Below are 12376 nucleotides of genomic sequence, written 5' to 3' on the forward strand. Positions count from 1 at the left end.
GTAGTGCCGGCCGCTGGCCGGCAACCTCATGACGTCGGGACGTTTCCGTATTTGCCGGCCAGCGGCCGGTACTACCGACGGATGGTGCGCTGAGGTTGCCGGCCAGCGGCCGGCACTACCGGGGCTACTCTTCCTCTTCCGGCACATCCTGCGGGTTCAGCGTCTTGCTCTCCCGCTTCGGTGCGGTGAACGGCGTCGGCGTCGGTACGCCTTGCGGGCTGTTGCCGTAGATCATCCGTGCGCCGGCATTCAAACCGCCACCGGCAATTTCCAGCTCGAAGCGCTCGGCATCACGACGGCGGATCTGCTCTGCAATCTCCACCGCGTCATCCTCATCCGCACCCAGCTCCACCAGCGCGGCCTGGCCGAACAGCACTGCCGATTCAAAGGTCTCGCGGATCTGGAAATCGACACCGGCATGGATCAACCGCAGCGAATGCTCGCGGTCGAACGAGCGCACCATCAGCTTGGCCTGCGGGAACTCATGCGCCACCAGTTCCACGATGCGGTCAGCCGCTTCGGCCTTGTCCACGCACACTGCAATCGCGCGCGCGTTGGCCGCGCCGGAGGCATGCAGCACATCCAGCCGTGTGCCATCGCCGTAGTAGATCTTGAAACCGAAGCGCGCCGCGCTCTGGATCATCTCCACATCGTTGTCGATGATGGTCACGTCCACGTCGCGCGCAAGCAACGACTGGCTGGCGACCTGGCCGAAGCGGCCGAAGCCGATCAGCAGCACGCTGCCGGACAGGCCGTCGGCCTCGTCCACGCCGTCCATGTTAACCGTCGGCTTCGGTGCGATGCGCTTGTAGACCAGCACCACCAGCGGGGTCAGCGCCATCGACAGCACCACCACGGCGGTGAAGTTGGCATTGATCTCCAGATTGATCACGCCGGCCGATGCGGCGGCGGAGAACAGCACGAAGGCGAACTCGCCGCCCTGCGCCATCAGCACGCCACGGTCCAGCGCCTGTGCGTGGTCGCTGCCCATGATGCGCGCCACCACGTAGATGCACAGCGCCTTGGCCGCCATCAGCGCCAACACCAGGCCGAGGATCAGCTGCCAGTGCGCGGCCACCACGCTCAGGTCCAGCGCCATGCCGACGCTGAGGAAGAACAGGCCGAGCAGGATGCCGCGGAACGGTTCGATGTCCGCTTCAATCTGGTGGCGGAAGGTCGACTCGCTCAGCAGCACGCCGGCCAGGAACGCGCCCATCGCCATCGACAGGCCGGACAGCTGCATCAGCAGCGCCGCACCCAGCACCACCAGCAGCGCGGCGGCGGTCATCACCTCCCGCGCCTTCGATTCGGCCAGCACGCGGAACAGCGGGTTGAGCAGGAAGCGGCCGACCAGCACCAGGCCAAGGATGGCACCGACGCCGATCGCCACCGACAACCAACGCGAGCCCTCGCCGTCGGCACTGCCCGCGCTCGGGCCCATCCAGGCCACCAGCGCCAGCAACGGCACGATCAGCAGATCTTCGAACAGCAGGATGGAGACGATCTTCTGCCCCGACGGCAGCGCGATGTCGCCACGCTCGGCCAGCAGCTGCATGACCACCGCGGTGGAGGTGAGCACGAAGCCGGTGGCGCCGATGAAGGCCACCTGCCACGGCAGGCCGAACAGCTTGGCGATGCTGGTCAGCACCACCGCACAGGTGACGATCTGCAGCGTGCCCAGCCCGAAGATTTCCTTGCGCAGGCTCCACAGGTGCGAGGGCCGCATCTCCAGGCCGATCACGAACAGGAACATCACCACGCCGAGCTCGGCGGTATGCAGGATGGCCTGCGGGTCGGAGAACCAGCCCAGCCCGAACGGTCCGATCGCCAGGCCGGCAGCGAAGTAGCCCAGCACCGAGCCCAGGCCGGCCCGGCGGAACAAAGGCACCATCACCACCGCCGCGCCCAACAGGGCCACGACCTTGACCAGCTCGCTGGTCGCTGCTTCTACCGCCATGCGGTGTTTTCCCCAAGATCCAGAATCGGCTTCAACAATAGAGCAATGCCGATGACGGCAATAGCACGCATGTTGCGCCGGATTGTCTTGGAGGTGGAACGATGCTGGGAGCGACCCCCAGCATCATCCCGAAACCCGATACATCCATCCACGCATGGCGTGGATGAATCCCCGGACGGGTTCACCCACCCCGGCAAAACGCGGCGTAATCGATATACCCCGGGAACGGCACACCCGGCGCGCACACGGGGCAGTGCGGGTCCGGCCGGATGCCGGATTCCGAAACCATGCATCCGCGTCGGTGGGTGCCACCATGCACCCGCTTCGGTAGGTGCCAACCTTGGTTGGCACGAAAACGCCGACCAAGGTCGGCATCTACCAAGGCATTCCCCGGCCAGCCTCACCCACCCCGGCAAAACGCGGCGTAATCGATATACCCGGGGAACGGCACGCCCGGCGCGCACACCGGGCAATGCGGGTCCGGCCGGATGCCGGTCTCGCGGAAGCGCATGCCCAGCGCATCGAATCGCAGCAGGCGGCCGACCAGCGGCTCGCCGATGCCCAGCAGCAGCTTCAGCACCTCGGTGGCCTGCAGCACACCGGCCAATCCCGGCAGCACACCCAGCACGCCGGCCTCGGAACAGTTCGGCGCGAACTCCGGCGGCGGCGGCTCCGGGAACAGGCAGCGGTAGCACGGCGCCACGCCACGCTGGCGGCCAGCGTCAAACACGCTCACCTGGCCGTCGAAACGCTCGATGGCGGCGTACACCAGTGGCTTGGCGTGCTTGATGCAGGCGTCGTTGAGCAGGTAGCGCAGCGGAAAGTTGTCCGAGCCGTCCAGCACCACGTCCACGCCCTCCAGCAGCGCATCCACGTTCTCGGAGGTGACCCGCTCCGGCACCGCCTCGACCTCGATCGACGGGTTCAGCGCCAGCAATCGCTCGCGCGCCGAATCGACCTTGAGCTGGCCGACGCTGGCTTCGGTATGCACGATCTGCCGGTGCAGGTTGCTGCGCTCCACGCGGTCGTGGTCGGCGAAACGCAAGTGCCCTACCCCGGCCGCGGCCAGATAGAAACCGGCCGGCGCGCCCAGGCCACCCGCGCCCAGCACCAGCACCCGCGACTGCTGCAGCGTACGCTGGCCAGCCTCGCCCACCTGCGGCAGCAGCAGGTGGCGCGAATAGCGGTCGTAGAAGTCGCGGTCGGCGGCGCTGGCCAGCGGCTGCACCAGCGGCAGCGACTGCTCGCGCCAGGCCACGGTGCCGCCGCTCACGGAAGCCACATTGGTGTATCCAGCCTCCAGCAGGAACTGCGCAGCATCGGCCGAGCGCTTGCCGCTCTGGCAGATCAGCAGGATCTCCTGGTCGTGCTTTGGCAGATGCGCGGCCGGGTCGGCCTGCAGCTCGCCCTTGGCCACGCCGCGCGCGCCCTCGGCCATCCCGCCGGCCCGTTCGTGCGCCTCGCGCACATCGATCAGCACGGCGCCGTGGGCCAGGCGTTCACGCGCCTGCGCGGGGGAAAGCTCTTGGATGCTCATGGCCGCATTATCGCGCAGACACCCTCGACGCGCCTTGCCCCGAACATGGCACCATGCGGGCGTTGCTCCCTGCATCCCGGAACCGCTGCATGCGCTCTGCCACCGAATTCTGGCGTGACCCGCGCATGCCCTTCGTCGAAAGCCGACGGGCGTGCGACAGCCGCGCCTGCCATCGCCCGCACAGCCATGACACTTTCTCGATCGGCGCCGTGGACGCCGGCAGCAGTGTGTTCACCGGCGCGGTGGAAGGACCGCGCCTGCTGCAACCCGGCAATCTGGTCGGCGTACCCGCAGGCCGCGTGCATGCCTGCAACCCCCTGCCCGGCCAGGTCTGGAGCTACCAGATGCTGCACCTGGATGCGCGCTGGATGGCCGAAGTCCGCGCCGAGTATGACGGCCTGCCCGGACCCGACTGGCAGCAGGAACCCATCCGGATTTCCCACCATCGCCCGCGCTACCAGCAGTACTGCCAGCTCAACGAGACGCTGTTCTCCGACGATCCGGTCAGCGTCAAGGAAGCGGCCCTGATCGCGTTCGTCGGCGATCTGGATGAACACGATGGTGTAGCCGTCGCCGGCCCGCCTGAAGATGCCGCACTACAGCAGCGGATGCAGCCGGTGATGGACCTTCTGCGCCAGCGGCTCGAACACACCCCGGCCCTGCAGGAACTGGCATCGCTGGCAGGCATGAGCCGCTACCAGCTGATCCGCGCCTTCCGACGTGCCACGGGCCTGACGCCACACGCCTGGCAGATCGACCAGCGCATCCAGGAGGCTCGCCGACGGTTGTGCGAAGGCCAGGCACTGGCCGTGGTCGCGCATGCACTGGGCTTTGCCGACCAGAGTCATTTCCAGCGGGTCTTCAAGGCCCACGCCGGTGCGACCCCGGGCCAGTACCGGCGCTGAGCCTGCAATAACGTTCAATACCACCGCGCGGCACATCCTCAGACTGGCGCCCCAGCCAGCCGCCGCCGGACCCGATGGAACAGTTCCTGATCATCGCCACCGTTCATTTTTTCGCCCTGCTCTCACCCGGTCCCGATTTCTTCCTCGTTGCACGCACCGCGATCACCTCTGGCTGGCGCACCGCCAGTGGCGCCTGCGCAGGCATCGCCGTCGGCAACGGCGTCTTCATCGTGGCGGCTTTCACTGGAATGGCCATGCTGCGCGAGGGCAGCGCAGGATTCATTGCGGTGCAGTTGGCAGGCTGCGGCTTCCTGCTGTACCTCGGCACGCTGTTCCTGCGCCATGCGGGTTCGACGACGCTGCAGGCACCTGCCACGGAATCGCGCGCGGGCGATACGCACGGGTGGTGGAAGGCGGCAGGACTGGGCACTCTGTCTGCGCTGCTGAACCCGAAGAATGCGCTGTTCTACGCAACGTTGGCGGCAATGCTCAATGGCCCGCAGGCCAACGCCGCAACGAAATTCTTCTATGGCGCGTGGATGTTCGGCATCGTCCTGCTTTGGGATCTGCTGGTCGCCGCGCTGGTCGGCCACCCGTGGGTGCTGCGTCGGTTCGCCCGCGTCCTGCCCTGGCTGGAGCGGACCGCAGGGCTTCTGATGATCGCACTGGCGCTATGGATCGTCGTGTCGCTGTGGGCCGCCTGATGCCGGCGATTCGCGCCTGTCGCAATGGCGTTCAATACCGCGCGTTCACACCCGCCCACACTCTGCACTTTCTGTAGGTCAGTGGCAGGTTTACGTGCAGCAGTTCTTCATCGTCGCGGTGCTGTACGGCTTCGCCATGCTCCTGCCTGCTTCGCATCACGCGAAGATCCTGCGCACCGCGATGGGCGCGGGCGGGCACGCCGCCATGGCCGCGTCGTTCGGTATCGCCACCGGTACGGGCGTCATCTGCGCCACGGCTTTCGTTGCAGCGGCCATGCTGGGAAACCGCGGCCTGTGGACGCTGGCGATGCAGTGCACGGGCTGCCTCCTGCTGCTGCGCCTGGCGGGCATGTGCCTGCGCGACGCCGGCTTGACCCCGTTCTCTCCGCTTTCCCTGCAGATGCCCTTGGGCCGGCGCGCCCGCTCCCGTTGGCCGCACGCCGAAGCAGGATGCCTGCTGGCGCTCGCCAGCAGCAGCAACTGGATGCTGCAGTTCGCGATTGCAGCCCTGGTTACCGGCCTCGTTGCCGACACGGGCACCCAGGCCGCTTACGTGGCCTGCCTCAGTGGCGTCGCGCTGTCGCTCGGCCTGCTGATGGCGTGGCTCGGCAGCCATCCGCGCAGGGCACAGGGGTGTTGCCGATTGCTTCCATGGCTGGAGCATGCCGCGGGCCTGCTGATCGGGGCAGTGTCGGTGGCGTACCTGGCAGGTGCACTGGGTACGACCCTGGTCTGGGCAAGCATCACGGGGCAGGTGCAGCTGCCGGAATCGATCCCCGCCACAAGCCAGGTGCAACCGGCTTCAACATCGCAGCGCGGCCGAGGCATCCCATGCGCGTTGCCGCATTGCCGCGCTCGTCGCAGCAGTCCGCCCTGATCGAGTTCTGTAGATACACGGTAGTGGGGGGGGGGGGGGGGGGCGCCCGCGCCCGCCACCCCCCGCGCCGCGCGGGGGGGGGGCCGCGCCGCGCCCGCCCCCCCCCCCCCCCCCCCCCCCCCCCGCGGGCCCCCCCCCCCCCCCCCGCCACTACCACAAACGAAAAAGGCGGCCCTACGGCCGCCTTTCTCTGCATCACTTGCCCTTGACGTGCTTCATCAAGCGCCGCTTGGCCTTGACCTGCCGCTCGGTGAGGACGTTCTTCTTGCCCTCGTACGGGTTGGTACCCTCGCGGAAGATGAAGCTCACCGGCGTGCCGATCAGCTTGAAGCGCTTGCGGAAGAAGTTCTCCAGGTAGCGCTTGTACGATTCCTGCAGCTCCTTCAGGCGCGTGCCGTGCACGATGAAGGTCGGCGGGTTTGCCCCGGCCGGGTGCACGTAACGCAGCTTGGAGACATGGCCGCGGATGGTCGGCGGCGGGTTGGTCTCGTACGCCACTTCCAGCGCCTTGTTCACTTCGCTGGTGGTGAAGGTCTTGTTCGCCGATTCGTGCGCGCGGTGCACCGCACGGAACAGCTCACGCAGGCCCGAGCCATGCTTGGCCGAGATGCGCACCGACTCGGCCCACGGCACGAAGCCCAGCTTCAGCGACAGCATGGTTTCGGCCTGCTCGCGCTGGTACTCGGTCAGGCCATCCCACTTGTTGATGGCGATCACCAGCGCGCGGCCGGCGTCGAGCACGGCACCGAGCACGGTGGCGTCCTGGTCGGTCACGCCTTCGGTGGCGTCCAGCATCAGCACGGCCACCTGGCACTGCTCGATCGACTGCATGGTCTTGACCACCGAGAACTTCTCGACGACCTCGTCCACGCGCGAACGACGGCGCAGGCCGGCGGTGTCGATCAGGCGGTACTCGCGGCCATCACGCTCCAGGTCCACTGCGATCGAGTCGCGGGTGGTGCCCGGCACGTCGGAGGCGATCATGCGCTCCTCGCCGAGGATGCGGTTGACCAGCGTCGACTTGCCCACGTTCGGGCGGCCGACGAAGGCGATGCGGATGCGGTTCGGATCGTTGTCCAGCTCTTCGCCGCTGCCTTCTTCCGGCAGGCGCTGGATCACTTCGTCCAGCAGGTCGTCCAGACCCTGGCGGTGCGCAGCCGACACGGTCAGCATCTCGCCGAAGCCGTAACGGGCGAACTCCGAACGCACGGTGTCCTCGTCGGTGCCGTCGATCTTGTTGATCAGCAGCAGCGTCGGGCGCGACAGCTTGCGCAGCCAGGCCAGGATCTCGTCGTCCATCGCCGAGGTACCCTCACGGGCATCGACCACGAACAGGATCAGGTCGGCTTCCGCCGCAGCGGCACGGGCCTGGCGGGTGGTAGCCCCTGCCAGACCCTCTTCCTCTTCCGCGATACCGCCGGTGTCGACGACGAGGAAATGATTGTCCTCGTCCAGACGGCAGACACCGTAGTTGCGGTCGCGGGTGACGCCGGGCTGGTCATGGACCAGCGCGTCACGGGTGCGCGTAAGCGCATTGAAAATAGTCGACTTGCCGACATTCGGCCGTCCAACCAGGGCGACCAAAGGCAGCATCGCGATTACTCCAATTTTTAATTTGCCAACCGGAAGGCGGTCAGCTTGCCATCAACGTTCTGCACCAGCAGCACCCCGTCTACGACGATTGGCTGGGCCAGCAGGGCGTCACCGCCGCTCTTTGCCCGTGCCGCCATCGCACCATCGGAGGTCTGCAGCCAGTGCACGTATCCCTTGTAGTCGCCGACCACGACGTAGTCGCCGTGCAGTGCCGGGCCGGTCAGCGAGCGACGGGCCAGTGCGGTCTGCGACCACATCGCCGCACCGCTGGCCTTGTCCAGGCCGAACACGCCGCCCTTGTTGTCGGTGACGAACACATTGCCAGACGAGACCGCCACGCCACCGGCACCGCCATGGTCGCGCGCCCACAGCGGGCGACCGGTCGGGCCTTCGATGGCCATCGTCTGGTTCTTGAAGCTGCTCACGAACAGGGTGTTGCCATCCAGCACCGGCGCACCGTCGACATCGGCCATGCGCTCCAGCTCGGTACGGCCTTCACCGTTGCCCACATTCTGTTCCCACAGGGTGCGGCCATCCTGCTGGGCCAGGGCCGCAACCGCGCCCTCGTCCTTGCCGATGAACAGCACGCCCGGGCCGGTCACCACCGGCGCGTTGCCACGCACGGTCAGCGCCGGCAGCTCGCTCGGGTTGAACCACTTCTGGGTGCCGTTGCCGGCATCGAATGCGGTGATGCGGCCGTCATTGCTGCGCACGTAGACCGCGCCCTGAGCGATGGCCGGCGCGGCGATGACTTCACCCGGAACACGGGCGCGCCACTTCTCGCTGCCGTCGTTGATGTCCAGGGCGATGACCTGGCCATCGAGCGTGCCGATCACGACCAGGTTCTCACCGACCCCCGGGCCGCCGGACAGGCGCAGCTTGGCCTTCTTCTTTTCCTTCTTCGGCTCCCAGGTCCAGACCTTCTTGCCGGTCTGCAGGTCGATGGCGTGCACGCCACCGGTGAGTGCCGCAGCGAACACGTGGCCGTTGGCCACGGCCGGGCCCTGGCGCACGCCGATACGGCGCTCGCCCTTGCCGAGGTTGACCGACCAGGCCTTGTTGACCTTCACGGTCGGCTCGAACTTGACCAGCTCAGCCGGTTCCTGTGCCTTCTTCGCGGCCGCGTCCTTGCCGGCGAACCAGCCCTTCACGGTGCTGCAGCCGGTCAGGGCCATGCCCATCAGGAGCACGGTGGCGACGCGGGTGATCATGACCTTCTGACTCATCAAACCGACTCCGCAGGGGCGGCAACGGTGCCGCCGGCGTCCATAACCTTGGTTTCCAGCAGGCGCCGCTGCGGCGCTGCCACGTCCAGCGACTTCAGCGCTTTCTCGTACTGGCCTCGGGCGTCATCACGCTTGCCCTGCGCCATCAGCGCGTCGCCATGGATTTCCAGGCTGCTGCTGTCGGTGGCGCTGCCCAGCAGCTTGATCGCCTCGTCACTCTTGCCGGTGGCCACCAGCAGGCGGGCCACACGCTGGTCGACCACGCGCTGCAGGTCACCTTCGACCTTCACGCCGCGCAGGGTGGCCAGGGCTTCTTCGTTCTTGCCGGCGTCGACCTGGGCCTTGGCCAGCTGCAGCGCCGCGAGGTCGCCGTAGATGCTGGACGGGCCGGCTTCGAGCGCCTTGACCGCCTTGGAGGCGTCGTCGAGCTTGTTCTGCTGCAGGCCAACGAGCGCCTTCTGGTACTCGACATTGGCCGAGGCCAGCTTGCCGCCCTGATCCTTCTGGTACCACTGCCAGCCGGCAATGGCACCGATGGCGATGACTACGCCACCGAGGATGCTGGCGCCATTCTTCCGCAGCCAGCTGCGGACGCGTTCACTTTGTTCGTGCTCGTCGAGCAGATCGTCGATCGCCATGCGTACTCTCGCCCCGCCCATCGGGAGGGACCATTGGGATTAATCGAAGGTGGTGAAACCGCGCCTCAGTGCGAAACCGGGACTACGGAGCCTTCAGAGGATACCTGAAAGCGTGCCACGTTGGCTCGCTGGTAGGGGGTCAGATCGACGATAGCGCCGTTCTGCTGAACCTGGACCGCCGAGGCGTTGCCCAGGGTCACCCGGGTCACCTGGCCCGGCGTGAAGCTGCGGCTCTCGCCGGACTTGATCAGCGCCTTCTCGACGGTAGCGCCGTCCGGGCCGCCGATATCGACCCAGCTGTCGCCGCTGAACTGCATGTCCAGCGTGTTGGCGGCAGCCGCTGGTGCCGGGGCTGAACGCGGCACCGGGGCCAGCGAGGCTACGTACGGGGTGGCGGCCGGCTTGCTGGCCGGGGCGCTCGCCACGTCAGCCATGGCGGCCGGCTCGACGCCGGCGGCAGACGGGGTCACCGGCACAGCGGCCGGGATCGCGTCCAGCGAAGCGGTGTTCGGCGACGGCGTCGCACTGCCATCAAAATGACCACGGGTGGCGAACCACACCGGCACCGCCAGCACCGCGGTGATACCGACATACAGCACGCGACGGCCGAGATTCTCGGCAATGCGGCGCGCACGCGGGGTGTGGGTATGGCTGACCAGGGTGGGCGGAACCACCGGGCCGACCTGGGCCTGCTCCAGCAGCTGGCTCACATCCACGTCCAGCAGGCGCGCGTAGCTGCGCAGCTGGCCGCGCACGAACACCGGCGCCCCCAGCTTCTGCCATTGTTCCTCTTCCAGCGACTTGACCACCTGGACCGGCATGCGCAGGCGCGAGCCGACATCTTCGAGGGTCAGTCCGGCCGCCTCGCGGGCCTGGCGCAGGCGGCTGCCGCAGCCGGCCGCAGTCTCGAGAGCGCTCACAGTCTGGTCATCAATCACAATGCATCAACCCTGGAGTTAGGAGCCCGCTTCCTGCGGAAATTCCTGTCGAATGCGCTGAAGATAGCGGTCAGATGCCGCCCGATCACCCAGCCGCGCTTCGATTTGAGACGCAAGTTGTAACACGGAACGCGTTGCGGGTGCAGCCGCAATCCTACGTTCGGCGAAGGCCCGGGCCTCCATGAAGCGGCCCTGGCGGAAGCTGAGCTGGGCCATTGCCTCCAGCGCGACCGGGTTTCCCGGCAGCGTTGCCAGCGCCGCACGCAGGTCGCGCTCGGCACGTTCGAACTGGCCGGCGTCCAGCGCACAGCCCCCGGCATTGGCCTGGGACTCGGCCGGCGTGGCGTAGCCCGGCGCCTGCAGCGCACGATCGAACCAGACCAGCGACTCGGCCGGCCGGCCCTGCTGGCACAGCCACGCGCCGTAATTGTTGAGAATGTCCCCGCGCTGCGGCGCCTGCTCGGCAGCCCTGCGGAAGCTCTCGCCAGCCTGCTGGGTCCGGCCACGGCGCTCGTCGATGCCGGCCAGCAGCACCAGCGCATCGGGCGACTCGGGGGCCAGCTTCAGCGCCCCGCGCGCCTTGCGTTCGGCCGCATCGAGGTTGCCCACCTGCATGTCGCGGGCGGCCAGGGCCAGCAGGTCCTGCAGGCGCACCTGGCGGCGCACGCTGTCCGGATCACGGACCGAGTAGACCGGCGCCTCGCTGGGGCCCAGCTTGGCCTTGGGATGGGATTTGCAGCCGCCGATCGCAACGGCCAGCACGCCTGCGAACAGAACCAGCCAGAGGCGGTCAGGCCGCGGCATCGCTCCCCTTCCCCGCCTGCAGCGTCTTGTTGAACTCCGCCTGGCGGCGGGTGCGGTCCATCACCTGGCCCTTGAGCTGGCCACAGGCGGCGTCGATGTCGTCGCCACGGGTGCGGCGCACCATGGTCAGCACGTTGCTGTCGAGCAGGATCTTCTGGAAGGCACGGATGTGCGCTTCTTCCGAGCGCTCGTAGCGGGTACCCGGGAACGGATTGAACGGGATCAGGTTGACCTTGCCCGAATCCTTGGCCTGCACCGCGTTGTCGAACTGGCGCATCAGGCGGGCCAGCTCGCGGGCATGCTCGGGCTTGTCGTTGATGCCCTTCATCAGGGTGTATTCGAAGGTGACCGATTCGCGGCGCTTGTTGGCGCGCAGGTAGCGTGCGCACGAGGCCATCAGCTCGGCGATCGGGTACTTCTTGTTGAGCGGCACCAGGGTCTCGCGCAGCGCGTCGTTCGGCGCATGCAGCGACACCGCCAGCGACACGTCGCTTTCGGCAGACAGGCGGTCGATCTGCGGCACCAGGCCGGAGGTCGACAGGGTCACGCGCTTGTTGGCCAGGCCGTAGCCCAGGTCGTCGCGCATCACGCTCATGGCGCGCACGACGTTGTCGAAATTCATCAGCGGCTCGCCCATGCCCATCATCACCACGTTGGTGAGGCGGCGCATCTGGTGCGGCACGTTGCCCAGGTGGCGTGCGGCAACCCACACCTGGCCGATGATCTCGGCGGTGGTCAGGTTGCGGTTGAAGCCCTGGGTGGCGGTGGAGCAGAACGTGCAGTTCAGGCCGCAACCGACCTGCGAGGACACGCACAGCGTGCCGCGGGTCTTGTCCGGGATGTACACGGTCTCGATGGCGTTCTTGCCATCCACGCCCATCGCCAGCAGCCACTTGTGGGTGCCGTCGGCGGAGGGCTTGTCGAACACGATATTGGGAACCAGCACCTCGGCATGGGCCTGCAGCTTGGCGCGCAGGACCTTGCCGAGGTCGGTCATTTCATCGAAGTCGGTGACGTAGCGATGGTGGATCCACTTCATCACCTGATGGGCACGGAACTTCTTCTCGCCGAGAACCTCGACGAAGAACTTCTCCAGGCCCGCGCGATCGAGGTCGAGCAGGTTCTGCTTGCCAGCCGTGGGTGCCGACTTCGGCAGCGGCTGGATGGCGGGGGACTGTACGACCTCGTTCACGGCAT

Annotated in this window: 11 protein-coding genes; 3 read left to right on the forward strand and 8 right to left on the reverse strand. The window is 67.4% G+C overall.

All coding sequences use genetic code 11. The annotated features are described in order from the left end of the window. Window positions 1-124: 124 nt before the first annotated feature. Both V3B48_RS03700 and moeB read right to left on the reverse strand, forming a co-directional pair. A complete protein-coding gene (locus tag V3B48_RS03700; protein WP_329893220.1) occupies window positions 125-1957 on the reverse strand; it encodes a monovalent cation:proton antiporter-2 (CPA2) family protein in 1833 nt (610 codons plus the stop codon). Window positions 1958-2357: 400 nt separating this feature from the next. After that, on the reverse strand, window positions 2358-3494 hold the full coding sequence (gene moeB / locus V3B48_RS03705) for a molybdopterin-synthase adenylyltransferase MoeB (RefSeq protein WP_329893221.1): 1137 nt from the start codon (window positions 3492-3494) through the stop codon (window positions 2358-2360). Window positions 3495-3583: 89 nt separating this feature from the next. Here moeB and V3B48_RS03710 point away from each other — a divergent pair, with 89 nt between their 5' ends. The 3 genes from V3B48_RS03710 to V3B48_RS03720 all read left to right on the forward strand — a co-directional run bounded on the left by V3B48_RS03710 (window position 3584) and on the right by V3B48_RS03720 (window position 5980). Further along, complete coding sequence (locus tag V3B48_RS03710) at window positions 3584-4399, forward strand: AraC family transcriptional regulator (RefSeq protein ID WP_329893222.1); 816 nt, start codon at window positions 3584-3586, stop codon at window positions 4397-4399. Between the two features lie 74 nt (window positions 4400-4473). Next, window positions 4474-5103 carry a LysE family translocator gene (locus V3B48_RS03715; protein ID WP_329893223.1) on the forward strand — a complete coding sequence of 210 codons (630 nt, stop codon included), beginning with the start codon at window positions 4474-4476 and terminating at the stop codon, window positions 5101-5103. A 94-nt stretch (window positions 5104-5197) separates the two neighbouring features. Further along, window positions 5198-5980: a lysine transporter LysE gene (locus tag V3B48_RS03720; RefSeq protein ID WP_329893224.1), complete on the forward strand. Its 783-nt coding sequence runs from the start codon at window positions 5198-5200 to the stop codon at window positions 5978-5980. Between the two features lie 195 nt (window positions 5981-6175). Here V3B48_RS03720 and der read toward each other — a convergent pair whose 3' ends face one another. The 6 genes from der to rlmN all read right to left on the reverse strand — a co-directional run bounded on the left by der (window position 6176) and on the right by rlmN (window position 12371). Then, window positions 6176-7573 (reverse strand): ribosome biogenesis GTPase Der, encoded by a 1398-nt coding sequence (der, locus tag V3B48_RS03725; RefSeq protein ID WP_014036905.1) that lies wholly within the window; start codon window positions 7571-7573, stop codon window positions 6176-6178. A 17-nt stretch (window positions 7574-7590) separates the two neighbouring features. Beyond that, window positions 7591-8799: an outer membrane protein assembly factor BamB gene (gene bamB / locus V3B48_RS03730; protein WP_032130494.1), complete on the reverse strand. Its 1209-nt coding sequence runs from the start codon at window positions 8797-8799 to the stop codon at window positions 7591-7593. Beyond that, window positions 8799-9437, reverse strand: coding sequence for a tetratricopeptide repeat protein (locus V3B48_RS03735; RefSeq protein WP_032130493.1), 639 nt, complete (start codon window positions 9435-9437; stop codon window positions 8799-8801). The genes bamB and V3B48_RS03735 overlap by 1 nt, the downstream gene beginning before the upstream one ends. Window positions 9438-9502: 65 nt before the next feature. Next, window positions 9503-10375: a RodZ domain-containing protein gene (locus V3B48_RS03740; protein WP_277778553.1), complete on the reverse strand. Its 873-nt coding sequence runs from the start codon at window positions 10373-10375 to the stop codon at window positions 9503-9505. A gap of 18 nt (window positions 10376-10393) precedes the next feature. Continuing rightward, entirely contained in the window at window positions 10394-11179 is a 786-nt protein-coding gene (pilW, locus tag V3B48_RS03745) for a type IV pilus biogenesis/stability protein PilW (protein WP_329893225.1), read from the reverse strand. After that, entirely contained in the window at window positions 11166-12371 is a 1206-nt protein-coding gene (gene rlmN, locus V3B48_RS03750) for a 23S rRNA (adenine(2503)-C(2))-methyltransferase RlmN (RefSeq protein ID WP_005409296.1), read from the reverse strand. Before rlmN ends, pilW begins: the two co-directional genes overlap by 14 nt. Window positions 12372-12376 lie beyond the last annotated feature (5 nt).

This window comes from Stenotrophomonas sp. SMYL20 (assembly GCF_036320045.1).
GTDB classification, from domain to species: Bacteria; Pseudomonadota; Gammaproteobacteria; order Xanthomonadales; family Xanthomonadaceae; genus Stenotrophomonas; species Stenotrophomonas maltophilia_A.

Coding starts and splice junctions, on each gene's coding strand:
- V3B48_RS03735 (WP_032130493.1), bottom strand. CDS start 9,437: ATGGCGATCGACGATCTGCTCGACGAGCACGAACAAAGTGAACGCGTC.
- der (WP_014036905.1), bottom strand. CDS start 7,573: ATGCTGCCTTTGGTCGCCCTGGTTGGACGGCCGAATGTCGGCAAGTCG.
- V3B48_RS03710 (WP_329893222.1), top strand. CDS start 3,584: ATGCGCTCTGCCACCGAATTCTGGCGTGACCCGCGCATGCCCTTCGTC.
- pilW (WP_329893225.1), bottom strand. CDS start 11,179: ATGCCGCGGCCTGACCGCCTCTGGCTGGTTCTGTTCGCAGGCGTGCTG.
- bamB (WP_032130494.1), bottom strand. CDS start 8,799: ATGAGTCAGAAGGTCATGATCACCCGCGTCGCCACCGTGCTCCTGATG.
- V3B48_RS03715 (WP_329893223.1), top strand. CDS start 4,474: ATGGAACAGTTCCTGATCATCGCCACCGTTCATTTTTTCGCCCTGCTC.
- moeB (WP_329893221.1), bottom strand. CDS start 3,494: ATGAGCATCCAAGAGCTTTCCCCCGCGCAGGCGCGTGAACGCCTGGCC.
- V3B48_RS03700 (WP_329893220.1), bottom strand. CDS start 1,957: ATGGCGGTAGAAGCAGCGACCAGCGAGCTGGTCAAGGTCGTGGCCCTG.